31 protein-coding genes and 1 pseudogene are annotated in these 24,738 nt (G+C 70.9%); 10 read left to right on the forward strand and 22 right to left on the reverse strand.

Going from position 1 to position 24,738, the window contains the following annotated elements; all coding sequences use genetic code 11:
- Positions 1 to 38: 38 nt before the first annotated feature.
- From CCN37_RS25880 to dnaG, 3 genes are all read right to left on the reverse strand, one after another.
- Positions 39 to 803 (reverse strand): trans-aconitate 2-methyltransferase, encoded by a 765-nt coding sequence (locus CCN37_RS25880; protein WP_086825656.1) that lies wholly within the window; start codon positions 801 to 803, stop codon positions 39 to 41.
- 74 nt (positions 804 to 877) lie between these two features.
- Positions 878 to 1,429, reverse strand: coding sequence for a hypothetical protein (locus CCN37_RS25885; protein WP_086825659.1), 552 nt, complete (start codon positions 1,427 to 1,429; stop codon positions 878 to 880).
- On the reverse strand, positions 1,426 to 3,339 hold the full coding sequence (dnaG, locus tag CCN37_RS25890; protein ID WP_086825661.1) for a DNA primase: 1,914 nt from the start codon (positions 3,337 to 3,339) through the stop codon (positions 1,426 to 1,428). Before dnaG ends, CCN37_RS25885 begins: the two co-directional genes overlap by 4 nt.
- Positions 3,340 to 3,389: 50 nt before the next feature.
- On the opposite strand from dnaG, the gene CCN37_RS25895 reads away from it, so the two are divergent.
- Positions 3,390 to 4,319, forward strand: coding sequence for a sigma-70 family RNA polymerase sigma factor (locus CCN37_RS25895; RefSeq protein WP_168200862.1), 930 nt, complete (start codon positions 3,390 to 3,392; stop codon positions 4,317 to 4,319).
- 18 nt (positions 4,320 to 4,337) lie between these two features.
- Here the strand turns inward: CCN37_RS25895 and CCN37_RS25900 are convergent, their stop codons facing one another.
- From CCN37_RS25900 to CCN37_RS25910, 3 genes are all read right to left on the reverse strand, one after another.
- The gene (locus tag CCN37_RS25900) at positions 4,338 to 4,904 is read right to left on the reverse strand and encodes a carboxymuconolactone decarboxylase family protein (protein WP_086825665.1); all 567 of its coding nucleotides are present in this window, start codon (positions 4,902 to 4,904) and stop codon (positions 4,338 to 4,340) included.
- Positions 4,905 to 4,965: 61 nt separating this feature from the next.
- Entirely contained in the window at positions 4,966 to 6,231 is a 1,266-nt protein-coding gene (locus CCN37_RS25905; protein ID WP_086825667.1) for a deoxyguanosinetriphosphate triphosphohydrolase, read from the reverse strand.
- Between the two features lie 75 nt (positions 6,232 to 6,306).
- Positions 6,307 to 6,984 carry a YdcF family protein gene (locus CCN37_RS25910; RefSeq protein WP_246843311.1) on the reverse strand — a complete coding sequence of 226 codons (678 nt, stop codon included), beginning with the start codon at positions 6,982 to 6,984 and terminating at the stop codon, positions 6,307 to 6,309.
- 63 nt (positions 6,985 to 7,047) lie between these two features.
- Between CCN37_RS25910 and CCN37_RS25915 the strand changes: the two genes are divergently transcribed.
- Positions 7,048 to 7,776: a peptidase E gene (locus tag CCN37_RS25915; RefSeq protein WP_086825671.1), complete on the forward strand. Its 729-nt coding sequence runs from the start codon at positions 7,048 to 7,050 to the stop codon at positions 7,774 to 7,776.
- Here CCN37_RS25915 and CCN37_RS25920 read toward each other — a convergent pair.
- From CCN37_RS25920 to CCN37_RS25935, 4 genes are read right to left on the reverse strand one after another with little or no spacing between them, the layout of a single operon-like run.
- The gene (locus CCN37_RS25920; RefSeq protein ID WP_210408200.1) at positions 7,773 to 8,372 is read right to left on the reverse strand and encodes a GNAT family N-acetyltransferase; all 600 of its coding nucleotides are present in this window, start codon (positions 8,370 to 8,372) and stop codon (positions 7,773 to 7,775) included. The genes CCN37_RS25915 and CCN37_RS25920 overlap by 4 nt on opposite strands.
- Positions 8,372 to 9,121 carry a DNA repair protein RecO gene (gene recO, locus CCN37_RS25925; RefSeq protein ID WP_086825715.1) on the reverse strand — a complete coding sequence of 250 codons (750 nt, stop codon included), beginning with the start codon at positions 9,119 to 9,121 and terminating at the stop codon, positions 8,372 to 8,374. The genes CCN37_RS25920 and recO overlap by 1 nt, the downstream gene beginning before the upstream one ends.
- A gap of 36 nt (positions 9,122 to 9,157) precedes the next feature.
- Positions 9,158 to 10,075, reverse strand: coding sequence for a GTPase Era (gene era, locus CCN37_RS25930; RefSeq protein WP_086825675.1), 918 nt, complete (start codon positions 10,073 to 10,075; stop codon positions 9,158 to 9,160).
- A 14-nt stretch (positions 10,076 to 10,089) separates the two neighbouring features.
- Complete coding sequence (locus CCN37_RS25935) at positions 10,090 to 10,419, reverse strand: (2Fe-2S) ferredoxin domain-containing protein (protein WP_246843312.1); 330 nt, start codon at positions 10,417 to 10,419, stop codon at positions 10,090 to 10,092.
- 74 nt (positions 10,420 to 10,493) lie between these two features.
- Here CCN37_RS25935 and CCN37_RS25940 point away from each other — a divergent pair, with 74 nt between their 5' ends.
- The 4 genes from CCN37_RS25940 to CCN37_RS25955 are packed head-to-tail and all read left to right on the forward strand — an operon-like array spanning position 10,494 to position 13,569.
- Positions 10,494 to 11,306, forward strand: a complete 813-nt coding sequence (locus CCN37_RS25940; RefSeq protein WP_086825680.1) for an isoprenyl transferase — start codon at positions 10,494 to 10,496, stop codon at positions 11,304 to 11,306.
- Complete coding sequence (locus tag CCN37_RS25945) at positions 11,303 to 11,749, forward strand: hypothetical protein (protein ID WP_086825682.1); 447 nt, start codon at positions 11,303 to 11,305, stop codon at positions 11,747 to 11,749. The genes CCN37_RS25940 and CCN37_RS25945 overlap by 4 nt, the downstream gene beginning before the upstream one ends.
- A 42-nt stretch (positions 11,750 to 11,791) precedes the next feature.
- Positions 11,792 to 12,829 (forward strand): permease, encoded by a 1,038-nt coding sequence (locus CCN37_RS25950; protein WP_086825684.1) that lies wholly within the window; start codon positions 11,792 to 11,794, stop codon positions 12,827 to 12,829.
- Entirely contained in the window at positions 12,826 to 13,569 is a 744-nt protein-coding gene (locus CCN37_RS25955) for a TIGR03943 family protein (RefSeq protein ID WP_086825686.1), read from the forward strand. Before CCN37_RS25950 ends, CCN37_RS25955 begins: the two co-directional genes overlap by 4 nt.
- On the opposite strand, the gene CCN37_RS25960 is transcribed toward CCN37_RS25955, so the two are convergent.
- The 3 genes from CCN37_RS25960 to CCN37_RS25970 all read right to left on the reverse strand — a co-directional run bounded on the left by CCN37_RS25960 (position 13,570) and on the right by CCN37_RS25970 (position 14,854).
- Positions 13,570 to 13,989, reverse strand: coding sequence for a Fur family transcriptional regulator (locus CCN37_RS25960; protein ID WP_086825688.1), 420 nt, complete (start codon positions 13,987 to 13,989; stop codon positions 13,570 to 13,572).
- Entirely contained in the window at positions 13,986 to 14,411 is a 426-nt protein-coding gene (locus tag CCN37_RS25965; protein ID WP_086825690.1) for a metalloregulator ArsR/SmtB family transcription factor, read from the reverse strand. The genes CCN37_RS25960 and CCN37_RS25965 overlap by 4 nt, the downstream gene beginning before the upstream one ends.
- A gap of 167 nt (positions 14,412 to 14,578) precedes the next feature.
- Entirely contained in the window at positions 14,579 to 14,854 is a 276-nt protein-coding gene (locus CCN37_RS25970; protein WP_246843313.1) for a hypothetical protein, read from the reverse strand.
- A gap of 64 nt (positions 14,855 to 14,918) precedes the next feature.
- Here CCN37_RS25970 and CCN37_RS25975 point away from each other — a divergent pair, with 64 nt between their 5' ends.
- Positions 14,919 to 15,302, forward strand: a complete 384-nt coding sequence (locus CCN37_RS25975; RefSeq protein ID WP_086825693.1) for an antibiotic biosynthesis monooxygenase — start codon at positions 14,919 to 14,921, stop codon at positions 15,300 to 15,302.
- Positions 15,303 to 15,375: 73 nt separating this feature from the next.
- Here CCN37_RS25975 and CCN37_RS25980 read toward each other — a convergent pair whose 3' ends face one another.
- Positions 15,376 to 15,711 carry a hypothetical protein gene (locus CCN37_RS25980; protein WP_086825695.1) on the reverse strand — a complete coding sequence of 112 codons (336 nt, stop codon included), beginning with the start codon at positions 15,709 to 15,711 and terminating at the stop codon, positions 15,376 to 15,378.
- 238 nt (positions 15,712 to 15,949) lie between these two features.
- Between CCN37_RS25980 and CCN37_RS25985 the strand changes: the two genes are divergently transcribed.
- Positions 15,950 to 17,335: a glycine--tRNA ligase gene (locus CCN37_RS25985; RefSeq protein WP_086825697.1), complete on the forward strand. Its 1,386-nt coding sequence runs from the start codon at positions 15,950 to 15,952 to the stop codon at positions 17,333 to 17,335.
- 83 nt (positions 17,336 to 17,418) lie between these two features.
- Here CCN37_RS25985 and CCN37_RS25990 read toward each other — a convergent pair whose 3' ends face one another.
- Positions 17,419 to 18,336 (reverse strand): hypothetical protein, encoded by a 918-nt coding sequence (locus CCN37_RS25990; protein WP_086825699.1) that lies wholly within the window; start codon positions 18,334 to 18,336, stop codon positions 17,419 to 17,421.
- 515 nt (positions 18,337 to 18,851) lie between these two features.
- On the opposite strand from CCN37_RS25990, the gene CCN37_RS25995 reads away from it, so the two are divergent.
- Entirely contained in the window at positions 18,852 to 19,112 is a 261-nt protein-coding gene (locus CCN37_RS25995) for a hypothetical protein (protein ID WP_086825701.1), read from the forward strand.
- Here the strand turns inward: CCN37_RS25995 and CCN37_RS26000 are convergent.
- The 7 genes and pseudogenes from CCN37_RS26000 to CCN37_RS26030 form a co-directional block, all read right to left on the reverse strand.
- Positions 19,047 to 19,391, reverse strand: coding sequence for a hypothetical protein (locus tag CCN37_RS26000; protein ID WP_086825703.1), 345 nt, complete (start codon positions 19,389 to 19,391; stop codon positions 19,047 to 19,049). The two genes, CCN37_RS25995 and CCN37_RS26000, sit on opposite strands and share 66 nt — an antisense overlap.
- Positions 19,384 to 20,715, reverse strand: a complete 1,332-nt coding sequence (locus CCN37_RS26005) for a hemolysin family protein (protein WP_086825705.1) — start codon at positions 20,713 to 20,715, stop codon at positions 19,384 to 19,386. Before CCN37_RS26005 ends, CCN37_RS26000 begins: the two co-directional genes overlap by 8 nt.
- 4 nt (positions 20,716 to 20,719) lie before the next feature.
- Positions 20,720 to 21,265: an rRNA maturation RNase YbeY gene (ybeY, locus tag CCN37_RS26010; protein ID WP_086825707.1), complete on the reverse strand. Its 546-nt coding sequence runs from the start codon at positions 21,263 to 21,265 to the stop codon at positions 20,720 to 20,722.
- The gene (locus tag CCN37_RS26015) at positions 21,262 to 22,350 is read right to left on the reverse strand and encodes a PhoH family protein (protein ID WP_086825709.1); all 1,089 of its coding nucleotides are present in this window, start codon (positions 22,348 to 22,350) and stop codon (positions 21,262 to 21,264) included. The genes ybeY and CCN37_RS26015 overlap by 4 nt, the downstream gene beginning before the upstream one ends.
- 83 nt (positions 22,351 to 22,433) lie before the next feature.
- Complete coding sequence (locus tag CCN37_RS26020) at positions 22,434 to 22,796, reverse strand: histidine triad nucleotide-binding protein (protein ID WP_086825711.1); 363 nt, start codon at positions 22,794 to 22,796, stop codon at positions 22,434 to 22,436.
- A gap of 338 nt (positions 22,797 to 23,134) precedes the next feature.
- Complete coding sequence (locus CCN37_RS26025; RefSeq protein ID WP_086825713.1) at positions 23,135 to 23,884, reverse strand: 16S rRNA (uracil(1498)-N(3))-methyltransferase; 750 nt, start codon at positions 23,882 to 23,884, stop codon at positions 23,135 to 23,137.
- Positions 23,881 to 24,492, reverse strand: a pseudogene (locus tag CCN37_RS26030) (DnaJ C-terminal domain-containing protein); the annotation flags it as partial. The pseudogene CCN37_RS26030 and the gene CCN37_RS26025, both read right to left, overlap by 4 nt.
- A gap of 126 nt (positions 24,493 to 24,618) precedes the next feature.
- Here CCN37_RS26030 and CCN37_RS42420 point away from each other — a divergent pair.
- The coding region (locus CCN37_RS42420) for a DnaJ C-terminal domain-containing protein (RefSeq protein WP_371505015.1) at positions 24,619 to 24,738 on the forward strand (120 nt) is incomplete at its 3' end.

The raw sequence follows: 24,738 nt of genomic DNA on the forward strand, positions 1-24,738 counted from the left end.
GGGGGTCTTGAAGACACCCCAACCCCCGACGACAGGTGCTAGGCGGGCTTCTGGCCGACGGCGAAGACGCGGCGGAACGGGAACCAGGTGCTGCCGTCGGCGCTCTGCGGGTAGGCGGAGCGCAGGCGGGGCGCCAGTTCGGCGAGGAACGCGGCCCAGTCGCTGTCGGAGAGGGCGGCGCGGACGGGGCGGAGCGCGGTGCCGACGACCCAGTCGAGCACAGGATCGGCGCCGGAGAGCCGTTGTTGGTAGGTGGTCTCCCAGACGTCGGCGTGCCAGCCGGCGTCGGCGAGCAGGCACGCGTACTCGTGCGCGGTGTGGACGGGCTGCTCGTCGCGCAGAGCGGAGCCGAGGGAGTCGTTCCACCGAGGGGCGGTGGCGAGCTCGCGCAGGATGACGTGGGACGGCGCGTCGAAGTTGCCAGGCACCTGCCACGCGAACCACGCGCCGGAGGGCAGCGCCTCCAGCCAGCCGCGCAGCAGTTCGGCGTGGCCGGGAACCCACTGGAGCACGGCGTTGCAGACGACGACGTCGGTGTCGGGCTTGGGGCTCCACCTGGCGACGTCCATGACCTCGGCGGGGACGCCGCGGCGGCGGGCCTCCTCGACCATCTCGGCGGAGGAGTCCAGAGCCTCCAGGCGGGCGCGCGGCCAGCGCTCGGCGAGGACGGTCGTCAGGTTGCCGGGACCGCACCCGAGGTCGACGACCGCTCTCGGCTCAAAAGCGCCGATCCTGGCCACCAGCTCGTGGAACGGTCGAGCGCGGTGGTCGGCGAACGCCAGGTACTGGGCGGGGTCCCACATGCACACCTCCATAAAAACCGTACGTACGTACTGTATAGGGCGAGCGGTGGTCGTGGGAAGGGCCCTGACAGGGGTCAGTTCTCGGCGGAGCGCGCCTGCCGGAGCTTCTCGGCGACCTCGACGGCGATGGGCTCGACGAGGGACATGTCGGTGCCGGGGTCGGCGCGCACCTGGAGCACGAAGCCGTCGCGGCCGGGGATCTTGCGCTGGACGAACCACGCGCCGCCGCCGGGCAGGTCCCTGCGGTGGGTGGACCTGATCGACCCGGTGACGCGCTTGTGGACGGCCTCGGGCAGCTTCCCGGACTCGCTGAGCACGTAGCGGCGCGGAGCGCGGTCGGTCAGCAGCACGGCCTCACCGGCGGTCCCGGTCTCCTCGGCCTCGGTGACGGTGAGCGAGCCGTTGGCCCACCCGGCCTTGCTGATCAGGTGCCAGCCGACCCGCCGGTGCGCGCCGGAGTCCTCGGGCAGCCAGAGGCCGTGCGAGGACGCGATGAGATGCCCGCCGCTGCGCACGTCAGCGATGGCGACGACGTTCTCCTCGGTTTCCAACGTCTCGGTGAAGCCAGCGGGCAGCTTGGCCCCACCGGTCAACCGCTCGACGGTCCGCTTCCACCATCCACTCACCGCGATGCCGTCCCCTGGGTGCGCAGTCCTTTGTGGTACTCCTCAAGGGCTACCAGATCCCCGAACAGCGCGTGGTACTCGTCGCGGTCGGTCACCGGGGAGATGCGCTGGAGCCGGGACTTGATCTCCGCGATCTGCCTGCCGACGAGGTTCGCCTGCAACGCGGACAGGACGCCGTTGACGTAGCGGCTGTCGTCGTCGGACTTGGGCGGCAGCTGGAGCGGTTCGACGCACAGCTCCGTGACCATCGACCGCAGCGTCTCCGGGCAGTGCTCGGACACCGAGCTGCTGAGCGCGGCGCCCGCGAGCCCGCACGAGGTGCCCCCGGCGGCCAGAACCGCTTGGTGCAGCGCGAGGTACGCGTCGTGGGTGAACGCCTCGTCGGGGAGCGAGTCGTAGACCGGACCGGCCAGCGCGGGGATCTGCAGCGCGGCCTTGATCGCCTCGCGCTGCAACCGCAGGCCCGGGTCGCGGGGGTCGGGCCGGGACGGACCGCTGGGCACCTCGACGGGCAGCGCGCCCTGGTCGGGGTCGACCGGCTGCGGCCTGCGCTGCCGCCCTGCCCGCGCGTCCGGGCTCTGGCCAGCGGCGACGCGCACGCGGCGGAGCACTTCGGCGGTGTCGTCCCAGCCGAGCCAGCCGGAGAGCTGCCGCGCGTACTCGTCCCGCAGCGCGGAGTCCTTGATCTGGGCGATCAGCGGGGAGGTGCGGCGCAGCGCCTCCACCCGCCCCTCGGCCCGGTCGAGGTCGTGGTCGGCGAGCATGCGGCGGATGGCGAACTCGAACAGCGGCTGTCGCCGGGCGACGAGGTCGCGGACGGCGGTGTCGCCCTTGCTCTGCCGCAGCTCGCAGGGGTCCATGCCGTCGGGGGCGATCGCGATGTAGGTCTTGGACGCGAACTTCTGGTCGTCCTCGAACGCCTTCATCGCGGCCTTCTGGCCGGCCTCGTCACCGTCGAAGGTGAAGATCACCTCGCCGCGGAACTCGGCGTCGTCGAGCATCAGCCTGCGCAGCACCGAGATGTGGTCGGAGCCGAAGGCGGTGCCGCACGAGGCGACGGCGGTGGGCACGCCGGAGAGGTGCATGGCCATCACGTCGGTGTAGCCCTCGACGACGACGGCCTGGTGGCGGCGGGCGATCTCGCGCTTGGCGAGGTCGATGCCGAAGAGCACCTTGGACTTCTTGAAGATCGGCGACTCGGCCGTGTTGACGTACTTGGCCTGGATCGGGTCGTCGTCGTGGATGCGCCGCGCGCCGAAGCCGACGACGTCGCCCGCGAGTTCCTTGAGCGGCCACAGCAGGCGCTTGTGGAAGCGGTCGATCGGGCCTTGGCGGCCTTCCTTGGACAGCCCGGCCTTGTACAGCTCGGTCAGCTCGAAACCACGCCCGAGGAGGTGCTTGGTGAGCTTGTCCCAGCCCGAGGGCGCGTAGCCGCAGCCGAAGTTCGCCGCGGCGTCGGCGTCGAAGCCGCGCTCGCTGAGGAAGTCCCGCGCGGCCTGCGCCTCGGGGGTGGACAGCAGCTCCACGTAGAACTGGTGCGCGATCTTGTGCGCCTCCAGCATCCGCGAGTTCGTGCCGCGGTCGCGCTGCACGCTGCCCGTGCCGCCGCCGGTGAAGACGATCTGGACGCCCACGCGCGCGGCGAGGCGTTCGACGGCCTCGGTGAAGCTCAGGTGCTCGTACTGCTGGATGAAGCTGATGACGTCGCCGCCGACGCCGCAGCCGAAGCAGTGGAACGTTCCGTGACTGGGCCGCACGTTGAACGACGGGGTCTTCTCGTCGTGGAACGGGCACAGTCCCTTGACCGCGCCACCGGTGCGTCGCAGCGCCACGTACTCGCCGATGACGTCGTCGATCCGGTTGCGATCCCGTACCTGCGCGATGTCGCTTTCCCGAATCCTGCCTGCCACGGTGACCGAGTCTAGGCCGCTCGCGTCGCGGGCTGTGGGTATGGGCCACAATCGAGCCTGTGACCTCCACGGACGACGCGCTCGCCGAACGGTTCACCGAGCACAGGGCTCACCTGCTGGGTGTCGCGTACCGGATCACCGGCTCGCTCGCGGACTCCGAGGACGCTGTTCAGGAGGCGTGGTTCCGGCTGTCCGGCACGGACACCGCGGACATCCGTGACCTGCGCGGCTGGTTGACGACCGTGGTCGGCAGGCTCTGCCTCGACCGCTTGAAGTCGGCGGCGGCGCGGCGTGAGCGCTATGTCGGTCAGTGGCTGCCTGAGCCCGTGGTGCGCCCCGTGGGTGTGCCAGAGCAAGCGAGCCCGTTGGATCTCGTAGTGCGGGACGACGGCGTGCGCATGGCCGCGCTCGTCGTGCTGCACGAACTGTCGCCGGAGCAGCGTGTGGCGTTCGTGCTGCACGACGCGTTCAGCGTGCCGTTCGCGGACATCGCGGACATGTTGGGCTGTTCGGTCGCCGCTGCGCGCCAGCACGCGTCGCGGGGCCGCAAGGCGGTCGCGGACGCGGACGCGCCACCCCGCGTGGACCTCGCGGAGCAGCGCCGCGTGCTGGAGAGCTTCCTGGCCGCGATGGCCACCGGCGACCCCGCCGCGATCGCCCAGGTGCTGCACCCGGACGCGGTGCTCATCGGCGACAGCGACGGCAAGGCGCGCACGGCGGCTCAGCGGATGGTCGGCGCGGACAAGATCTCGCGCTTCACCGTGGGCCTCATGCGCATGTACGGGGTCATGGCGGACGCGGCGGGCTTGCGCTTCGTGCTGATCAACGGCGACCTCGGCATGCTCTTCGCGGGAACGGAGGGCTCCGAGGAGCACAAGGCGGTCGACCGCAGGGTCACCGCGTTCATCGTGCGCGACGGCAGGATCGCCGCGATGTACGACGTCGTGAACCCCGACAAGCTGACCACTGTCGAGTTCTAGGCAGCCGAGTTCTAGGCGCTAAGGCAAGGGCACCTGGCACGCGTCGCCCGAGGTGAAGCCCTGGTCGACGATGCCGAGAGCGTGGAAGCAGCGTGCGCGGAGGTTCTCGACGCCGATCACGAACGTCAGTTCGGCGAGCCCCTTGTGGCCGAGTTCGGCGTCGAGTTCCGCGACCTGCTCGTCGGTGACCGTTGGCGGTTGCGCGGTCATCGCGTCCGCGTACGCCAACGCGCGCTTTTCGGTCTCTGTAAAGCGATCCGAAGTGGCGTAGTCGTCGATCTCGCGCAGGCGCTCGATGTCGAGACCGTCGAGCCGCTGCTTCATGGTGCCGAAATCGACGCACCACGAGCAGCCGACGAGCGTGGCGACGCGGTAGACCGCCAAGTCCCGCAGACTCCCGGGCAGCGTGCGGAGCGCCTTCTCCAAGCTGCCTTCCATCAGCGACCACGACACCAGTGCGCCGGAGTGGTGCGCGAGGACCGACATGGGCTCGGGCACCGCGCCGAACTTGCGCTTGGCGAAGCGGTAGAAGAACCGGGTGAGCCTGCTGGCCTTGGCGTACTGGACAACGGGAATGCGTGGCATTGCGCCCTCCTCGATCGGCGGTTCACCCAGTGGACGAGACCGCCGATCGAGGTGTGACAGCTCAGTTCCTGCGGATGAGCTGCTTGTGCCACGCGATCGCTTGGGTGTCGGTGAGCAGCGAAACCTGGTCGATGAGCACGCGGAGGTGTTCGGCGTCCGTCGTCGCCGCTTCCCACGCGGGGCGGAATGCCGGATCGAGGGCGTGCGGAGCCATGTCTCCGAGGACAGCGAGCAGTTCGGTGAGCATTTGCCGTTGGCGGAGCTGGAGACCCAGTCGCTCGGGGTCGCTCATGACGTAGCGCAGGGCGACGGCCTTCAGCAACGCGACTTCGGCCGCGACCTGGTGCGGGATCTCCAGATCAGCGTCGTAGCGGCGCAGCGGTCCGTCTCCGTGCACGCGCCGCGTCTCGACCACGGCTGCCGACGCGAACCGTCCGACAAGTTCGCTCGTGAGCTGCTTCAAGGCGACCTGCGCGGAAAGCGAGCCGTCGTACTCGTGCTCCGCCAGCGCACGCACGGCGTCGAGTTGGAGCAGGTGTGTCGCAGCGGCTTCGAGGTCCGCGACGGGCTCGTCGGAGAAGTTGTGCGCGGCGAGCTCCGCGAGCGCGGTGACCTCGTCGGGGTGCGTGAGCGCGCGCAGCGAGATGCGGCCGGACAGGACACCGTCCTCCACGTCGTGCACGGAGTACGCGACGTCGTCCGACCAGTCCATGACCTGAGCTTCAAGGCACTTGTGCTCGCTCGGGGCGCCTTTGCGGACCCAGTCGAGCACGTGCAGGTCGTCGGCGTAGGCGCCGAACTTCACCCTGCCCTCCTTGCGCGCCCACGGGTACTTCGTGGCCGCGTCCAGGCACGCGCGCGTGAGGTTGAGGCCGTAGCCGCGACCGTCCGGCCCGAGGACCTTGGGTTCGAGCCGCGTGAGGATGCGCAGCGTCTGCGCGTTGCCCTCGAAACCGCCGCACGACTGGGAAAGCTCGTTGAGCGCGCGCTCGCCGTTGTGGCCGAACGGCGGGTGACCGATGTCGTGGGCGAGCCCGGCGGTGTCGACGATGTCGGGATCGCAGCCGAGCGCGGCGCCGATGCCCCGGCCGATCTGCGCGACTTCGAGGGAGTGGGTCAGCCGCGTGCGCGGGACGTCGCCCTCCCCCGGACCCACGACCTGCGTCTTGGCCGCGAGGCGGCGCAGCGCGGCGGAGTGCAGCACGCGCGCGCGGTCCCTCGCGAAGTCGCTGCGGTCCTCGGCGCCGCTCCACAGGCCAGCGGCGAGCTTGGGGGGCTCGTCGTACAGCCGCTCGGCGTCCTCGTGGGTGTAGTCGGCGCTCGTCACGCGGGCAAGCGTAGGGCGCGCGACGGCCTCAGGGGTTCGCCGGTCTTCAAGTACACGCCGCCCCGGGCTGAGCGGTCAGCCGACGCCCGTGTGGTCGTTGGCGGGCGCGTGCGTGAGGCGGTAGTAGAGCAGCGCGCCGGTCTCGCGGACGATGTAGTTGATCTGCGTTTCCCTGGTCTGCACGATCGGGCCCCTGCGCGTCGGTGACGCCCACGCGGACAGGCCGAAGTCCTGCGCCATGGTCCGCGAGCGCAGCGAGTGCCACGGGTCGCTGACGATCACCGCGCTGTTCCAGCCCTGGAGCTTCGCCTCCTCGGCGACCGCGCGGATGCTGCCGAGCGTGTCCGATCCGGTGGTCAGCGCCACCACGCGGTCCGACGGCAACGGTTCCTTCGCGTCGCCCGTGCGCGTGGTGCTGCCGAGCAGCCATCGTTTGCCCGCCTCAGCCTCGCTGTACGCGTCCCCCTCGCGCGCGCCACCGACCGTGACGATCGTCTTGGCGACACCGCGCGCGTAGAGCCGCTGCGCGTGCACGAGGCGCGCTTCGAGCACTTCGGAGGGTTTGCCGTTGTACTGCGCCGCGCCGAGCACGACGACGACGTCCGCAGGTCGTTGATCGTCCGAGCGCGCCACCTGCCAGACCCGCGCGGCTGTTCCGCTGACGACGAGCCCCGCGACCAGGACGGCGCCGAACAGGGCTCGCCGCACCCAGCGCGCACGGCTGGGGCGCTTCCTCGTGGCCGGTTCCGTCACGACCTCCATGGTGACAGAGGATCACGCTCCGCATCTGCCGGGTCCGCCTGGCAGGATCTGCGCATGCCCGCTGAGCAGCCGACGATCCTCGCCACCTCGGGTGGCTACCGCGCGGGAGACCGCACCCGCATCGAGTTCGCGCCCCTGGTGCACCACGCCGTCGAGTTGGCCGGAGTGAGCGGTCGCGCGCCGCGGATCTGCCACGTCGCCACGGCCATCGGCGACCAGCGCTCGTGGAACGCCGACTTCACCGAGGCCGCCGACGTGGCGGGCTACCAGGTCAGGCACCTCAACCTGTTCCCGATGCCGCCGACCGCCGATCTGCGCGGCTTCGTGCTGGAGTGCGACGCGGTGTGGGTGCAGGGCGGCTCGGTCGCGAACCTGCTCGCGCTGTGGCGGCTGCACGGCGTCGACGAGGTGCTGCGCGAGGCGTGGCAGAGCGGTGTCGTGCTGGCCGGGGTGTCGGCGGGCTCGATCTGCTGGCACAAGGGTGGCCCGACCGACTCCTTCGGCCCGGAGCTGCGGCTGATCGACAACGGCCTGGGTTTCCTGCCGTTCGACAACGGCGTGCACTACGACTCCGAAGCACGGCGGCGCCCTCTCGTGCACGCGGGCGTGGCGTCCGGGGAGCTGGGCCGGACCTACTGCACCGACGATGGCGCTGGCCTGCTCTACCGCGGCACCGAACTCGTGGAAGCGTTGGCGGAGCGCAAGAACTCCGGCGCTTACCTGGTCGAGCGCGACGCTGACGGCAGGGTGGCCGAGACCGCGCTGGACATTCGCAGGCTCTAGTCCAGGCGCATGCCGAAGGCGGCCAGGCCGGGGACTGACGTGGTGAGCTCGGTGAAGCCGACTGCGCGGTAGAACGCGATGGCCGCCGTGTTGGTCTGGCCGACGAGCAGGTGCACGCCGGGGGAACCCTTGGCGCGCAAGGAATCGAAGAGCGCCTCCAGCAGGAGGCGGCCGACTCCCGCTCCCCTGGCTCGCGCCAGCAGGTCGATGTGCAGGTGCGAGGGGTGGTCGGGGAACTCCACGGCGGCCGGGGACGACGGGTTGTGCAGCAGCTCGCGCAGCCACGCGTCGGCCTCGGGCTCGGCGGAGATCGAGGGCGGCGGGTGGCTCTCGATGAACTTCGGCGACCACTCGGCGCGCCAACGGGCCTCGAAGGCCGCCGAGTCCAGCGCCCCGATCACGTAGCCCGCCACGCCCTGCTCGTCCTCGTGGACCGACGCCAGCTCGGGCTCGAAGGTGACGTAGGGGCCCGCGAAGCAGTGGCCGACGATGTCCGGGTCCGGCAGGCCGATCATCGGCGCTCCGGCGTCCGCGGTGGCCTTGCAGATGAGGTGCACGGCGTCGAAATCGCTTGGGCGGTAAGGACGAACGGTCATCACGGCACCTCGGCGACCCGGTTGCGCTCCACCAGCGGCAGCGACCTCAGCTGCCGCTCCAGGTGCCATTGCAGGTGCGCGGCGATCAGGCCGCTGCTCTCCCTGCGGGTGGTGTTGGGCATGCCCTCCGCGACCGGCCAGTTGCCGTGCTGGAGCGCGTCGAGCAGGCGGAAGGTGTCCGCTGTCGGCCTCGCCGCGCCCGCGGGACGGCAGCCGCCGCAGACCGCGCCGCCGACGGGCACGCTGAAGGAGTGGTGCGGGCCGGGCGTGCCGCAGCGCGCGCACTCGGTCAGCGCGGGCGCCCACCCGGCGAAGGACATGGCGCGCAACAGGAACGCGTCGAGCACGAGCGCCGGGTCGCGTTCCCTGCCGGACAGCGCGCGCAACGCGCCGACCACGAGCAGGTAGAGCTTCAGCGCGGGCTCGCCCTCCTCGGCGGAGAGCCGGTCGGCGGTCTCCAGCACCGCGCACGCGGCGGTGTAGCGCGGGTAGTCGCCGACGATGCCGGGCCCGAAGGCGTCCACCGTCTCCACCTGCGTCACCACGTCGAGCGTCCGCCCCGTGTAGAACTGCACGTCCACGTGGCAGAACGGCTCCAACCGCGCGCCGAAGCGGGAGCTGGTGCGGCGCACGCCCTTCGCGGCGGCGCGCACCTTGCCGTGCTGGCGGGACAGCAGCGTGATGATGCGGTCGGCCTCACCGAGCTTCTGCACCCGCAGCACCACTCCGGTGTCGCGGTAGAGACTCACCACCGGATTCTCGCACCTCCCACCGACAAAGCGCCGTCAGAAACCCAGGCGGCGCAGCTGCTTGGGGTCGCGCTGCCAGTCCTTGGCCACCCGCACCCGCAGGTCCAGGTAGACCTTGGTGCCGAGCAGCTTCTCGATCTGCTTGCGGGAGACCATGCCGACCTGCTTCAGCCGCTCGCCGCCGCGACCGATCACGATCGCCTTCTGGCTCTGCCGCTCCACGTGCAGCGCGGCGTGGATCTCCAGCATGTCGTCGCGGCCCTCGCGCGGCAGCATCTCCTCGACGGTGACCGCGATGGAGTGCGGCAGCTCGTCGCGGACGCCGTCCAGCGCGGCCTCGCGGATCAGCTCCGCGACCAGGGTCTGCTCCGGCTCGTCGGTCAGCTCGCCCTCGGGGTAGAGCTGCGGGCCGGCCGGCAGCCGCTGCACCAGCAGGTCCGACAGCAGCCCGACCTGGTAGTCGTTCACCGCGGAGACCGGGATCAGCTCGGCGAACTCCATCACCCGCTGCAGCGCGAGCAGCTGCTCGGCGACCTGCTTCGGGCCGACCAGGTCGGTCTTGGTGACGATGCCGATCACCGGGGTCTTCTTGGCGATCTTGGCGAGTTCGCTTGCGATGAACTTGTCGCCGGGCCCGACCTTCTGGTCGGCGGGGATGCACAGGCCGATCACGTCGACCTCCGACCAGGTCTCCATGACCAGGTCGTTGAGCCGCTGGCCGAGCAGCGTGCGCGGGCGGTGCAGACCGGGGGTGTCGACGAGGATCAGCTGCGCGTCCTCGCGGTGCACGATGCCGCGGATGGTGTGCCGGGTGGTCTGCGGCTTGTCCGAGGTGATCGCGACCTTGGAACCGACCAGCGCGTTGGTCAGGGTCGACTTGCCCGCGTTGGGGCGGCCGACGAAGCAGGCGAACCCGGACCGGTGTGCGTCTTGGGGGCTGGTCACGCCCGTCATTCTCGCAGCCGTCCTCAGGACCGCACGGGCGGGGAGATCCGGTGCAGTTCAAGGGTGTCCGGAACGGGCCCGCCGCCCTTGATCCACTCGTGCAGGTCGTCGAGCACTCCGTCGCCCTTCACGAAGCCGAACCACTCGGGCCGGCCGCCCTTGCGGTGCACCACGACGACGTTGGCGTGCTCGCACACGTCGAGGCAGTCGGAGACGGTGACCGCGGCCCCGGTCGCGGCGGCTATCTCGCGCAGCCGGGTGAGCTGCGCGTCGTGGTCGACGTCGGGGTGCTTGGTCGCGTTGCCGCAACAGCAGTCCCGGCACACGGTGAGCCGAACGGCCGGAGAGATCACGAGAGGCCACGCTATCCCGCGCTCGGGCACTGCGTAGGATCGACGGCTGAACTCGCAGGAAAGAAGGCGAACCCATGCTGCGACGGCGTTCCGGCCGCACGCGGACCGACATCCAGGCCCCCGAGGCGCACCCCTCCGGCGCGACCTTCCCGCCCGTGCTCGCCGACTTCGTGCCCAAGCACATCGCGCTGGTGATGGACGGCAACGGCCGCTGGGCCAAGGAGCGCGGCCTGCCCAGGATCGAGGGCCACAAGCGCGGCGAGGCCGTGCTGATCGAGCTCGTCAACGGCGCGGTGAACGCCGGGGTGAAGTGGCTCTCGGCCTACGCCTTCTCCACCGAGAACTGGAAGCGCAGCCCGGACGAGGTCCGGTTCCTGATGGGCTTCAACCGCGACACCATCCACCGCCAGGTGGACTACATGGACTCCATCGGTGTCCGCGTCCGCTGGGCGGGGCGGCGGCCGAAGCTCTGGCGCAGCGTGATCAAGGAGCTGGAGGCCGCCGAGGAGCAGACCAAGGACAACGACGTGCTGACGCTCACCATGTGCGTCAACTACGGCGGGCGCGCGGAGATCGCCGACGCGGCGCGGGAGATCGGCCGCAGGGTGGCCGCCGGGGAGATCAACCCGGAGAAGATCACCGAGAAGCTGCTGGCGCGCTACCTCGACGAGCCGGACATGCCCGACGTCGACCTGTTCCTGCGCACCTCCGGCGAGCAGCGGACCTCGAACTTCCTGCTCTGGCAGTCCGCATACGCCGAGCTGGTCTTCCTGGACAAGCTGTTCCCGGACATGGACCGCCGCGACCTGTGGCACGCCTGCGAGCTCTACGCGAAGCGGGACCGCCGCTACGGCGGCGCCGTGCCGAACAAGGTGAGCGCGCAGTGACCGAGGCGGCGAACACGGCGGCGCTGCTGGGCCGCGCGCGCGATGCCCTTGAGGCCTATCACGAGGTGCGCGTCGACGACGAGGGCGTGCTGTTCTTCGAGCACTCCGGCATCCCGTGGATGGTGCAGGCCGCCCAGCTCGCCGAGGGCCTGGTCGTGCTCAGCCTGATGTGCGTGGTCGCGGTCAACCTGCCCGAGGACACCGAGCTGGCGCTGTCGGCGATCGAGCGCGCCTCGGAGCTGCCCTTCGGCGGCACCCCGGTGATCTCGCGCAACGACGGCAAGATGGACATGACGCTGCGCTACGAGTTCCCGGCGGAGGGGCTGAGCAAGGACGCGCTCGGCACGCTCTTCGGGATCATGATCGGCAACAGTTCCAAGCTGCGGGACGCGCTGGCAGCGCCCGACCTGCTGCGACCGAGGAGCCCGCGCCACCGCGCGTGACCCGGCGGTCGTTGGTAACGATTGTCGCTTCGGCCTGGCACCATGTCCTGCGTGACGTCCCCCGTGCCCACGACCACCGAGGCCGAGCCCGAGGCTCCTGAGCGCCGCCGCTGGGTTCCGTCATCGCTGGAAGTGCTGTGCCTCGTGCTCGTGCTGGCACTGGTCTTCCGCGACCCGTTGACCCAGTTCTTCAACGTGCCCGAGCTGCGCACCGGCTCGACGATCTTCGTCGCCGTGTGCGTGCAGGCGCTGCCGTTCCTGGTGTTCGGCGTGCTGCTCAGCGGCCTCATCGCGGCGTACGTGCCGATGAGCGCCCTGCGCAGGGCACTGCCCGGCAACTCCGCGCTGGCCGTTCCGGTCGCCGGGATCGCGGGCATGGCGCTGCCGGGCTGCGAGTGCGCCTCGGTGCCGCTGAGCCGCCGGTTGATGCAGCAGGGCGTCGCTCCGGCGGCCGCGCTGACGTTCCTGCTGGCCGCGCCAGCGGTGAACCCGATCGTGCTGGTCTCCACGGCCGTCGCGTTCCCCGGCGAGCCGCTGATGGTGCTCGCGCGCTTCCTCGGCTCGTTCCTGACCGCGGTGGTCATGGGCTGGTTGTGGCTGCGGCTGGGCAAGGCGGAGTGGATCGCCGAACGCGCGCTGCGCAGGCACGAGCCCAAGGCGGGCGACTCGAAGTTCGCGATCTTCGCCGAGACCGCGCGGCACGACCTCGTCGAGGCGGGCGGGTTCCTGGTGCTCGGCGGTGTCACCTCGGCGGCGCTGCACGTGATCGTCCCGGGCTCGTGGATGACCTCGCTCGGCGGCCAGGTGGTGCTCGGCGTGATCGTGATGGCGGTGCTCGCGGTGGTCCTGGCGCTGTGCAGCGAGGCCGACGCGTTCGTGGTGGCGTCGCTGTCGATGCTGCCGCTGCTGCCCAGGCTGGTGTTCCTCGTGGTGGGTCCGGCGGTCGACGTGAAGCTGATCGCGATGCAGGCGGGCGCGTTCGGCCGCCCGTTCGCCGCGCGCTTCGCCCCGCTGACGTTCGTGGTGGCGGTCCTGTGCGCGGTCGGCGCGGGCCTGGTGGTCTTCGGAGGGGTGCGATGAGGCGCGAGACGCAGAACATCCTGCTGGTGCTGCTCGGTGGGGCGCTGCTCAAGATCGGGCTCACCGGGGCCTACCTGAACTACGTGAAGCCCTCGTTCCAGTGGCTCGTGCTCGCGGCGGGCGCGGTGATGGTGCTGCTCGCGCTCTTCGCGATCGCGCGCGACCTGAAGCAGCACGTGCGCGCTTCCGCCGGCGCTTCCGGCGGGCACTCGCACGACGACGGCCACGGTCACGCGCACGGCCGCAGCAGCTGGATGCTGATGCTGCCGGTGCTGGCGATCTTCCTGATCGCCCCGCCCGCGCTCGGCTCGGACTCGGTGACCCGCAACGACGGCCGCTCGGTCGCGCAGAGCGAGCGCAAGACCGGCGGAGCCGCGTTCGACCCGCTCCCCCCGGGTGACGTCGTGCCGATCACGATGACCGACTTCGTCACCCGCTCCGCGTGGGACGACGCGAACACGCTCAACGACCGCACGGTCCGGATGAGCGGGTTCATCGTGCACGACAAGGGTTCCACGCTGATGGCGCGCCTGGTCATGGGCTGCTGCGCCGCCGACGCGACGCCGGTGCGCGTGCGCCTGGCCGAGGAGCCGAGCGTGTCGGGCTACGCGGTCGACAGCTGGGTGGAGGTCACCGGCCGCATCCAGCCCGGCACCTCCACGCAGGCCAACTCCTACACGCCGTCCCTGACCGTCACGAGCATCAAGCAGATCCCGGTCCCGGAGATGCCCTACGAGTAGCTAGGCGCGGGTGCAGTCGGCGCAGGTGCCGAAGATCTCGATGGTGTGGCTGACCTCGGAGAAGCCGTGCTCGGCCGCGATCTTCTCCGCCCAGCGCTCGACCGCGGGTCCCTCGACCTCGACGGTGCGCTGACAGGTGCGGCACACCAGGTGGTGATGGTGGTGCGCCGAGCAGCGGCGGTACATCGCCTCGCCGGAGCCGGTGCGCAGCACGTCGATCTCGCTGGCGTCGGCCAGGCTCTGCAACGTGCGGTAGACGGTGGTCAGGCCGATGCCCTCGCCGCGCCGCCGGAGCTCCTCGTGGATCTCCTGGGCGGAGCGGAACTCGTCGAGCTGGTCGAGCAGCTTCGACACCGCCGCCCGCTGCTTGGTCGCCCGCAGGCCCGGCACCGACGGGGTCGGCCGTTCGCTGATGGTCACGCTTCCTCCACGTGCGCGACGGCGTCGATCACGATGTGCGCCAGGTGCTCGTCGGCGAGCCGGTACACGACCTCGCGGCCGTGCCGTTCGCCGTGCACCACACCGGCCGACTTCAACACGCGCAGATGCTGGCTGATCAGGGGTTGGGTCACGCCGAGCGCGTCGACGAGCTCGTGCACGCAGCGCTCGGACTCGCGCAGCTGGAGCACGATGGCGATCCGCACGGGCGCCGCGAGGGCTCGCAGCAGGTCACCCGCCGCGACCAGCGACTTCGAGTCGCGGCGCGGTGCGGGCGGTGGTGGCGTGCGGTCGTGGGAGTGCACGTGCTCGGCGGTGGGAGCGGCCTCGACCGGCGCGAGAACGGGACCGTCCGCAACGCCGTGCGGTGCCGGCGACGTGGGGTCCTGGTTCACGGCGGACATGGCTCCTCTCCATCACTCTGCCTGGCCGCCTCCGCGAACGGAGGATCTCGCCGTCACGAGCGGACATCGGCAGCGCCGGGAGCCGGAGGGCACCCGGGAGCGCAAGGCTACTCGCCATTCTAGGAGACGACGGTAATCGTGTTCGCCTGTGCTCGGCCCGGCCCCGGTCAGCCCAGTACCGAGATCGTCACGGCGACCATGATCGCGAACACCGCGAACCGCATCAGCCGGTCGACCGGGGACAGCACCGGCCACGCCGCCACGAGCAGGCCCAGCACGCCCAGCGACAGCAGGCCGAGCAGGACGGCGCCGAGCACACCCTTGATCAGCACGCCCGCGACGAAGAGCACCAGCACTCCGAAGAACGCCGCGGCCGGTGGGACCCGGGACAGCGGCCCGCTGCCGGGAATCAGCTGGGCGCGCGGCGACCTGCGCTGGTTCATGACCCCTCCTCGTCCTCGACGCCCACCGGAGCGGGGCGCGCGGCCATCCTGCCAGGATGGGGTCGTGCTGCTGGTATGCCGCTTCGCCGTGACCGAGGCCGAGGTCGAGACCTTCACCGCCCGCGCGCGCCGGGCGCTGGAACTGCTCACCGCGCAACCCCGCTGCCTGTCCGGCCGCCTCGCCAGGGCGACCGACGAGGCCGACCGCTGGGTGCTGGTGGTCGAGTTCGAGTCGGTGGTGGCCTACCGCCGCGCGCTCTCCCCCTTCGAGGTCCGCGAGCACGTGATCCCGCTGCTCTCCGCGGCCCTGCCCGACGAGCCCGCCGCCTACGAGATCCTCGCCGAGGCCACCGGCGGCGCCGTCACCGACCACACCAGCCTGCTGGCCCAGGACGCGGGCACGGTCCGCCTCGGCGAGGCCGCCCAACCCCGCTCCACCCCCCGCTGACCCGTTTCGTACTCGTAGCGGCCAATGGGAGCGCTCTATTTCCCGCTATGAGTACGAAACGGGGGTTTCGGGCTCAGGCGGCGTGCTCGCAGGTGGGACAGGAGCAGTTGGCGCACGTGCAGTTCTGGCACGCGTCGGAGCACCCCGAGCACTGGCACGTGGCGTGGTTGCACGTGGGGCACGAGCAGTCGGCGCACGTGCAGACCGCGCAGTTGTCGGAGCAGTCGGCGCACTGGCACGTGTCGCACTCGTCGTAGTGGACTCCTTCCGGGGTGCGGTGTTCGCGGTGCACGTGGCCGTCGTGCAGGTAGTCGACGTGGTCACCGTGCAGGACCGCGTCGTGCCCGCAGCCGGGGCCGTGCGTGTGCTGGTGGGTCTCCGCGGGGCGGTGGTCGAGTGCCGCGCTCATGGTCGCTCCTCTGGTTCCGGTGACCGTGTCGATCACCCCGAGGGGACAAATCTTCATATGCGCACGATTGCATGTCTAATTGAAAGCCGTACACGGCACGACCGGGTGAAAACGGGTGCGCGCCGGGCGCTCCGGGGTACCGCGAGCGCGCTCGAATCCCGTGTCGGGGCCGGTGAGCAGGGCCGCTACGCTTGCGAACTCCTGAAGTAGTGCTCGTACAAACCAGCCTGGAGCGTTCGTGCCCGCCGATCAGATCGAGACCGTCGTCAGCCTCTGCAAGCGCCGTGGCTTCGTCTACCCCTGCGGCGAGATCTACGGCGGTACACGGTCCGCGTGGGACTACGGTCCGCTCGGCGTCGAGCTGAAGAACAACATCAAGCGCCAGTGGTGGAAGTTCATGGTGCAGGGCCGGGAGGACGTCGTCGGCCTCGACTCCTCGGTGATCCTGCCCCGTGAGGTGTGGGAGGCCTCCGGCCACGTCGCCGAGTTCGTCGACCCGCTGGTGGAGTGCCAGTCCTGCCACCGCCGCTACCGCGCCGACCAGCTCGGTGAGGAGTACTCGGAGCGCACCGGCAAGCAGCTCATCGAGGGCGACCTCTCCGACGTGCCCTGCCCCAACTGCGGCAACCGCGGCCAGTTCACCGAGCCGAAGATGTTCAACGGCCTGCTGCGCACGCACCTCGGCCCGGTGGAGACCGAGGAGGGCATGCACTACCTGCGGCCCGAGACCGCGCAGGGCATTTTCATCAACTTCCTCAATGTGCAGACGACCGCGCGCCGCAAGCCGCCGTTCGGCATCGGCCAGATCGGCAAGTCCTTCCGCAACGAGATCACCCCGGGCAACTTCATCTTCCGGACCCGCGAGTTCGAGCAGATGGAGATGGAGTTCTTCGTCGAGCCGGGCACCGACGAGGAGTGGCACCAGTACTGGATCGACGAGCGCACGCGCTGGTACACCGACCTCGGCATCGCCCAGGACAACCTGCGGCACTACGAGCACCCCAAGGAGAAGCTCTCCCACTACTCCAAGCGCACGGTCGACCTGGAGTACCGCTTCCGCTTCGCCGGGCAGGAGTGGGGCGAGCTGGAGGGCGTCGCCAACCGCACGGACTTCGACCTCACCACGCACTCCAACCACTCGGGCGTGGACCTGATGTACTTCGACCAGGCAACGAACTCCCGCTACCGGCCGTTCGTGATCGAGCCCGCCGCGGGCGTCGGCAGGCCGATGATGGCGTTCCTGCTGGAGGCCTACACCGAGGACGAGGCCCCCAACGCCAAGGGCGGGGTGGACAAGCGCGTGGTGCTGCGCCTTGACCGCCGCCTGGCCCCGGTGAAGGCGGCCGTGCTGCCGCTCTCGCGCAACTCCGACCTCTCGCCCAAGGCCCGCGACCTGGCCGCGCAGCTGCGCAGGAACTGGAACGTGGACTTCGACGACGCGGGCGCCATCGGCAGGCGCTACCGCCGCCAGGACGAGATCGGCACGCCGTTCTGCGTGACCGTGGACTTCGACACCCTCACCGACCACGCGGTCACCGTGCGGGAGCGCGACTCCATGACCCAGGAGCGGGTCGCCATGGACAAGCTGGAGTCCTACCTGGCCGGACACCTGGTCGGCTGCTGACCGGAGCCCTCCCGGTACCGCGAGGGACGGGGTGGCCTCCACGCTGTCGGGGGCATCGGTGAAGGCCACCCCCTCTACGCCCGTCACGCCGCGACCACCCGGGGTCGTGGTCTGCGAACCGCTCGGGCGTAGGCCCTCCGGAGCTCCTCGGCGACGTCCGCCGCGTCACCGAGGAGGTGGCTCTTGGCTGTGCGCACCACGATCACGCCGGTCCTGGTGAGCTCCGGCCCGGTGAGTCCGGCAAGGCTGTTCTCCACAACCCGCCACGCCATGCCGACGTCGTCCCACCACGCGTCGGCCCAGCCGATCAGGTCGCCGCCCTCGTCCCGGACGCTCACGTTCCACCTCGGCTTCGGCACGCCCGAGAGCTGCACCACCCGGCGCGGCGAGAACTCCACCGCGCGCGGGTCGGTCAGCTCGGCCAGCAACCGCTTGGGGAAGGCCGAACCGCGCGTGCTGCCCAGGGACAGCTCGCACAACAGGTCCGCCGGGTTGAGGTGGTAGCGGAGCACGGTTTCCCGCAGCAGCGCGCGCATCGCCATCGGATGTCGCATGGCGCGCAACGTGTCCAGCAGCGCTCTGGGCACCGGCGCGGTCAGGAATCCCTTGCGCAGCACCGGTTGTGGCATCCGCCTGGTGCGCTCGACGATGAGCGTGCTGGAGCCGCGCAGCTGTCTGCCGTGCGGCACGAGGAGGTGGACCTGCCCGCCCGCCTCCGTGGTGAAGGCGCCGTGCAGGTGGAGGGCGTCGTGCCCGCTGACCATCGCGTCCTGCCCGGCGAAGTGCAGCGCGCCCTGGACGAGCTGCGCCCGGGTGGGCGGTGCGGAGCTGAGCAGGAGCACGCCCGGGAACAGCGTGCGCCACCGGCCGCCGGGCTGGCAGCGGCGGTAGGCGGTCGGAGAGCTGATTCCCAGTGCCACCAAGGAACTGAGCTTGGCGACCTGGTGCGGGAAGACGGTGGCGAGGCCATCGAGGTCGATGACCGTGCGGCTGCTCGGCATGACTTGAGGATGCGGTGGTTTCGGGGTGCTGGGTGGGCCTCGTCGGGGATCTGTGGACAACGGGGTCCGATGTGGACAACTCGGCGGAGATGGTTGTCGCGAGGGTGGCTTTCGCCCGCGTTCGCCGGGTTCGGGATGGCGCGAGGGCTTGGGACGCCGGGGGCGGGGTGGTTTGAGACCTCCGGGACATGGGTGTGGTGGTCTTGAAGACTGTGGGACCGCCGGGGCGGAGTGCCGCGCGGGCTCGTTCTAGGGGCGGTCGCGCTGGGGATTCCGGCGTGCGGGACGTTCTGGGCGGATGAGGGAGCGAGGGTGGCTTTCGCTCGCGTCAAAGGCGTCCGGACGGCTGCGCGGGCGGAGTGCCGGGCAGCTGGGCGAGCGGGGTGGGTTGCGTGCTCGCGCAAGGGGCGACGCGCGTGGGGCTCGCGGGGTGTCACCCGGGACGCGGTCGCCCGATCGGCGGGCGCTCACGTGGAGTGCTCGACGCCGACCGCTGCGTGACTAAGGTCACTACCATGCTCTGGTCCGAGCTCGCCCGCGACGGCACCGGGATCGCGCTGTTCCTGGTGTGGCTGTTGCTGCCACCCGCGTACATGGTCCTGATCGGCCTGCACTTCCAGCGCCGGTGGCGCCGGGAGCGGAGGCTGCTGCTGGACTACGTCGACGAGGTGCTGGCCGAACGCGCCATCCCCCAGCAGCTCACCCCGAGGTCAGCCGAGCACTTCGAGCACCGTGCCGGAGGCGTCGGCACGCAGCACGGTGGCCTCACGCGTTAGATCCCGCACGGCGGCGAGGGAATCGGCGTCGACGGCGTCGGCTCCGGTGACGACCGCGGCGGCCTCCAGGCCCTCGGCGCCGCTGGCGACGGCGGCGGCGACAGCGGCCTGGATCGCGGTCAGGCGCAGCGACGGCAGCGCGACGGTGCACGCGGAGTAGGTCCTGCCGTCGGTGTCGCGGACCGCGGCGCCCTCGGCGGCTCCCGTGCGGGCCCGCGCGGACCTGGCCAGCGTGACGATCTTGGCGTCCTCGGGGTCGAGCTCCCGCTGCTCAGCCATGGCTGTCGACTCCCTCCCGCTCCTCGCCGCGATCGGCGGAGCGCCCGTTGCCGTTGGTGGCCCTGTGCACGAGGACGGAGGTGATGCGCATCCGCCCCCGGTGGTCCTTGCCGCCCTCGGCGCGCATCCGCAGGCCCTCGATCTCGGCCTCCGCACCGGGCAGCGGAACGCGACCGAGGCGCTGAGCCATCAGGCCGCCGACGGTCTCCACCTCGGAGGCGTCCAGCTCCACGTCGAACAGTTCGCCCAAGTCCTCCACCGGCAGCCGCGAGGAGACGCGCACCGCGCCGTCGGCCAGCTCCTCCACCGGAGGGCGCTCGTCGGCGTCGTGCTCGTCGGTGATCTCGCCGACGATCTCCTCGATGATGTCCTCGATGGTCAGCAGCCCGGCGGTGCCGCCGTACTCGTCGACCAGGATCGCCATGTGCCTGCGGGAGAGCTGCATCTCCTTGAGCAGCTCGTCCAGCCGCTTGGAGTCGGGGACGAACTCGGCGGGACCCATCAGCTCGTCGACGGTGGTGCGGCACGCGGTCTCGTAGTCCACAGTGGACGCTCGCGCGAGGTCCTTGATGTTGACCACGCCGACCACGTCGTCGACGGACTCGTCGATCACCGGGATGCGGGAGAACCCGGTGCGCAGGCTGAGCGCGAGCGCCTGGCGCACGGTCTTGGTGCGCTCGATCCACACCAGCTCGGTGCGCGGCACCATGACCTCGCGCGCGATGGTGTCGCTCAGCTCGAAGACGGAGTGGATCATCTCGCGCTCGTCGTCGTCGACGACTCCGCGTTCCTGCGCCATGTCAACGAGTTCGCGCAGCTCGACCTCGGAGGAGAACGGTCCCTCGCGGAATCCCTTGCCCGGTGTGATCGCGTTGCCGACCAGGATCAGCAGGCGGCTCAACGGCCCCAGCACCGTGCCGAGCACCCGCACCGGAGCGGCGACGATCATGCCGACCGCGTAGGGGTGCTGACGGCCGATGGTGCGCGGGCCGACGCCGACGAGGACGTAGGACACCACGAGCATGCTGACGCCCGCGGTGAGCAGCGCGACCCAGTCGGGGTCGATGTGCCGCAGGCAGACCACGGTCACGAGCACCGTCGCGGACAGCTCACAAGCCAAGCGCAGCAACAACAACAGGTTGATGTGCCGCGGTCTGTCCTCAATGGCCAGTGACAGTTGGCGCGCGCCGAGGCGGCCCTGCCGCACCAGCGCGTCCACCCGCGCCCTGGACACGGTGCCGAACGCCGCGTCGGCGGCGCCGAAGGCTCCGGCGGCGAGCACGAGCAGCACCGCCAACACGATCAGCGCGGTGGAGCTGGTCATGGGTTCAGCCGCCGGTCTGGTCCTCGTCGAGGCCGACCGCGCCGAGCACGCGGTCGTCGGCGCTGCGCTGGGCGGCGCGGCGCTGCTCGTCGGCCCGCTGCGCCTGGAAGTCGGCGAGAATCCTGTTCTGCAGCGAGAACATCTCCTTCTCCTCCTCCGGCTCGGCGTGGTCGTAGCCGAGCAGGTGCAGCACGCCGTGCACGGTGAGCAGGTGCAGCTCGTCGATCAGCGCGTGACCGGCCTTGCGGGCCTGGTCCTTGGCGAAGGCCGGGCAGAGCACGATGTCGCCGAGCAGCGCGGGGCCCACCCCGGCGGCGTCGGGACGGCGCGCGGAGTCCAGCTCGTCCATGGGGAAGGCCATCACGTCGGTGGGGCCCGGCAGGTCCATCCACCGCTCGTGCAGGTCGGACATCACGTCCAGTTCGACCAGCAGCACCGACAGCTCCGCGAGCGGGCTGACGTTCATCCGGTCCAGCGCGAAGCGCGCCGCCGCGACGATCGAGGTCTCCTCGACCGCCACTCCGGACTCGTTGGCGATCTCGATGCTCACCGGCGTCCCTTCCGAGCCTTGCCGCCGCGGTCCTGCTGACCGTCCTGGGTCACGTTGTCCTGGGTGACGCCCCACCGCTCGTAGGCGTCCACGATGTCCCCGACGAGCCGATGCCGGACGACGTCCTGGCTGTTCAGCTGCGAGAAGTGGATGTCGTCCACCTTGCCGAGGATGTCCTGCACCACGCGCAGGCCGCTCTTCTGCCCGCCGGGCAGGTCGACCTGGGTGACGTCGCCGGTGACCACGATCTTGGAGCCGAAGCCGAGCCGGGTGAGGAACATCTTCATCTGCTCGGGCGTGGTGTTCTGCGCCTCGTCGAGCACGACGAACGCATCATTCAAGCTCCTGCCACGCATGTATGCCAGCGGTGCCACCTCGATGGTGCCCGCGGCGGTCAGCCTGGGGATCGACTCCGGGTCGACCATGTCGTGCAGCGCGTCGTAGAGCGGGCGCAGGTACGGGTCGATCTTGTCGTAGAGGGTGCCGGGCAGGAAGCCGAGCCGCTCGCCCGCCTCGACCGCCGGGCGGGTGAGGATGATCCGGGAGACCTGCTTGGCCTGCAACGCCTGCACGGCCTTGGCCATCGCCAGGTAGGTCTTGCCGGTGCCCGCGGGGCCGATGCCGAAGACGATGGTGTGCGCGTCGATGGCGTCGACGTAGAGCTTCTGGTTCAGCGTCTTCGGCCGGATGGTGCGGCCGCGCCTGGAGATGATGTTGAGCCCGAGCACCTCGGCCGGTGACTGCTTGCCGCCGGTGGCCAGCATCGCGACGCTGCGCCGGACCGCGTCGGGGCCGACCTGCTGGCCGCCCTTGGCGATGGCGATCAGCTCGGTGAAGACCTTCTCGGCGAACAGGACGTCCTGGGCGCCGCCGGACAGGGTGATCTCGTTGCCTCGGACGTGCACGTCGGCGGCGAGCAGTTCTTCCGCGAGGCGGAGGTTCTCGTCGCTGGAACCCAGCAGCGCCAGCAAGGCGTCATCGGGGACGGTCAGCTTGGACTGCGAGCCCTCCCGGGTCGCGCCGTCCTGCCCCCCGCCGCTGGGTTCGGTGGAACGGGCTGCCTCGTCCTGTGCGCTACCGGCCAAATCCGCTCGGGCCTGCTTTCCGTGTGCGTGCCTTTTCCGAACAGGGTGATGCTAGCCGCCCCGACGGAGCGGTCCCCACCGCATTACCGCAGTTCCCCGCCGACCAGCCCGCCGAGCCATTCGCCGCCCAGCACGTGCAGGTGCGCGTGGAAGACCGTCTGCCCGGCCTGTTCTCCGGTGTTGAACAACAACCGGTAGCCCGCCTCGGCGATTCCCTCTTGTTCCGCGATCGCTCCGGCCGCCGCCACGAGTTCAGCGGTCACCTCCGGCCGCGCCTGCGCGAGCGCGGCTGCGTGCGGGAAGTGCTCCTTCGGGATCACCAGCACGTGCGTCGGCGCCTGCGGGCTGATGTCCCGGAACGCCAGCACGTTCTCGCTCTCGTGCACGACCTTCGCCGGGATCTCCCCCGCCACGATCCGACAGAACAGACACCCCGAAGCACTCATGCGCAAAGGTTAGTGGCCGTGCGAGAGGGCGAGGAAGCCGGGAAGGTCGCGCAGCGACCGGACAGACGCGTCGCGGCGGAGCCTGGGGGTTACTCCGCCGCGACGCAGCCGGTGCCGGACCGAGGGGGGAGGTGTCCGGCGATCCTGCGGGTGCCCGTCACCCGAGGTCGTTCACGGTGCGAGTCGCCGGGGCGGCTCCGCTGCCGTTGGCCACCGAGAGTAACGCGTGCCGAGGCGGGTCCGCTACATACTCCGGTAGCTATAGGGGCCGTTCGAGCCCCTAATGCGCCCATTCGGTTATGTACGGGGCCAACACATCCGTTGGCCGCAGAGAGTGATCATGTTCGCCAGCGGCCGGTGAGCGCTCCGAGGGCTCCGAGGGCCACTGCGGCGGCGGTCGATGCGCGCAGCACGGTGGGTCCGAGGCGCACGGCTCGGGCTCCGGCGGCGGTGAACGCGGCGACCTCGTCGTCGGTGATGCCGCCTTCCGGGCCGACCACGATGATCAGGTCGCCGTCCGCGGGCAACGGGATCTCCGTCAGGGGCGCGGTGGCGGACTCGTGCAGGACGAGTGCTCCGGCCGCGGCTCCGATGAGGGCGGCGAGCTGCTTGGTGCTGACCGGTTCGCCCACGTCGGGCAGGCGGGACCTACGGGCCTGCTTCGCCGCTTCGCGCGCGGTGGAACGCCACTTGGTCAGCGCCTTCGCCCCGCGCGGGCCGTCGTCCCAGCGGGCGATGCAGCGGGAGGCGCGCCACGGCAGGACGGCGTCGACGCCCGCTTCAGTCGCCAGCTCGACGGCGAGTTCGCCGCGGTCGCCCTTGATCAACGCCTGCGCGAGGACGACACGTGGCGCGGGCGGCGGCTCCTGCCAGGCGCGGCGCACGGCCAGCGTCAGGGAGTCGCCGTCGACGCGCTCGATGTCGCAGTCCGCGAGCCCGCCGACGCCGTCGGAGAGCACGAGCCGCTGACCCGCGCGCAGCCTGCGCACGGTCGCGGCGTGCCTGCCCTCGGGGCCGTCGAGCACGGCGGCCGGTCCCCCGGGCAGGGCGTCCACCAGGAAGACCGGCAGGCCAGCGGTGGAGCTCAACGCCTGCGCAGCCGGGAGAACAGGCCGCCGCCGTGCCCGCGACCGGTGGTGGCCAGCTCGGGCTGGTCCTCCCCGCGCAGCTGGGCGAGCTGGCGCAACAGGTCGGACTGCTTGCTGTCGAGCTTGGTGGGCACGACGACCTCGACGTGCACGTGCAGGTTGCCCCGGCCGTCGACGCGCCCGGAGGAGCGCAGGCGGGGCATGCCGCGCCCGCTGAGCACCAGCTCCGTGTTGGGCTGCGTGCCCGGCTCCAGGGTCAGTTCTTCCTCGCTGTCCAGGGTCTCCAGCGGGATCGTGGTGCCCAGCGCCGCCGCGGTCACCGGCACGCGGATCGTGCAGTGCAGGTTGTGGCCGTCGCGGGTGAAGACCTCGTGCTGCAGCTCCTCGACCTCGACGTAGAGGTCACCGGCGGGACCGCCGCCGGGGCCGACCTCGCCCTGGCTGGCCAGGCGCACGCGCATGCCGTCTGCGACGCCCGGGGGGATCTTCGCGCTGATGGTGCGCCGCGCGCGGACCCGGCCCTCGCCACCGCACTTCTGGCAGGGGTCGGGGATGACCTCGCCGAAGCCGCGGCAGGTGGGGCAGGGGCGGGCGACTCCCGCCCGACCACCTGCGACACCTGCTCCGGGCGCGGCGAGGTCATCCCCGACCCCTGCCAGAAGTGCGGTGGCGAGGGCCGGGTCCGCGCGCGGCGCACCATCAGCGCGAAGATCCCCCCGGGCGTCGCAGACGGCATGCGCGTGCGCCTGGCCAGCCAGGGCGAGGTCGGCCCCGGCGGCGGTCCCGCCGGTGACCTCTACGTCGAGGTCGAGGAGCTGCAGCACGAGGTCTGCACCCGCGACGGCCACAACCTG

Source organism: Allokutzneria sp. NRRL B-24872, assembly GCF_002155965.1.
Classification (GTDB): Bacteria; Actinomycetota; Actinomycetes; order Mycobacteriales; family Pseudonocardiaceae; genus Allokutzneria.

Excerpts from the sequence above, each read along its gene's own strand:
- CCN37_RS25880 (WP_086825656.1), bottom strand. The coding sequence starts at position 803 with ATGTGGGACCCCGCCCAGTACCTGGCGTTCGCCGACCACCGCGCTCGA.
- CCN37_RS25900 (WP_086825665.1), bottom strand. The coding sequence starts at position 4,904 with ATGCCACGCATTCCCGTTGTCCAGTACGCCAAGGCCAGCAGGCTCACC.
- CCN37_RS25915 (WP_086825671.1), top strand. The coding sequence starts at position 7,048 with ATGCCCGCTGAGCAGCCGACGATCCTCGCCACCTCGGGTGGCTACCGC.
- CCN37_RS25920 (WP_210408200.1), bottom strand. The coding sequence starts at position 8,372 with ATGACCGTTCGTCCTTACCGCCCAAGCGATTTCGACGCCGTGCACCTC.
- era (WP_086825675.1), bottom strand. The coding sequence starts at position 10,075 with ATGACGGGCGTGACCAGCCCCCAAGACGCACACCGGTCCGGGTTCGCC.
- CCN37_RS25940 (WP_086825680.1), top strand. The coding sequence starts at position 10,494 with ATGCTGCGACGGCGTTCCGGCCGCACGCGGACCGACATCCAGGCCCCC.
- CCN37_RS25950 (WP_086825684.1), top strand. The coding sequence starts at position 11,792 with ATGTCCTGCGTGACGTCCCCCGTGCCCACGACCACCGAGGCCGAGCCC.
- CCN37_RS25955 (WP_086825686.1), top strand. The coding sequence starts at position 12,826 with ATGAGGCGCGAGACGCAGAACATCCTGCTGGTGCTGCTCGGTGGGGCG.
- CCN37_RS25965 (WP_086825690.1), bottom strand. The coding sequence starts at position 14,411 with ATGTCCGCCGTGAACCAGGACCCCACGTCGCCGGCACCGCACGGCGTT.
- CCN37_RS25970 (WP_246843313.1), bottom strand. The coding sequence starts at position 14,854 with ATGAACCAGCGCAGGTCGCCGCGCGCCCAGCTGATTCCCGGCAGCGGG.
- CCN37_RS25980 (WP_086825695.1), bottom strand. The coding sequence starts at position 15,711 with ATGAGCGCGGCACTCGACCACCGCCCCGCGGAGACCCACCAGCACACG.
- CCN37_RS25990 (WP_086825699.1), bottom strand. The coding sequence starts at position 18,336 with ATGCCGAGCAGCCGCACGGTCATCGACCTCGATGGCCTCGCCACCGTC.
- CCN37_RS25995 (WP_086825701.1), top strand. The coding sequence starts at position 18,852 with ATGCTCTGGTCCGAGCTCGCCCGCGACGGCACCGGGATCGCGCTGTTC.
- CCN37_RS26000 (WP_086825703.1), bottom strand. The coding sequence starts at position 19,391 with ATGGCTGAGCAGCGGGAGCTCGACCCCGAGGACGCCAAGATCGTCACG.
- CCN37_RS26005 (WP_086825705.1), bottom strand. The coding sequence starts at position 20,715 with ATGACCAGCTCCACCGCGCTGATCGTGTTGGCGGTGCTGCTCGTGCTC.
- CCN37_RS26020 (WP_086825711.1), bottom strand. The coding sequence starts at position 22,796 with ATGAGTGCTTCGGGGTGTCTGTTCTGTCGGATCGTGGCGGGGGAGATC.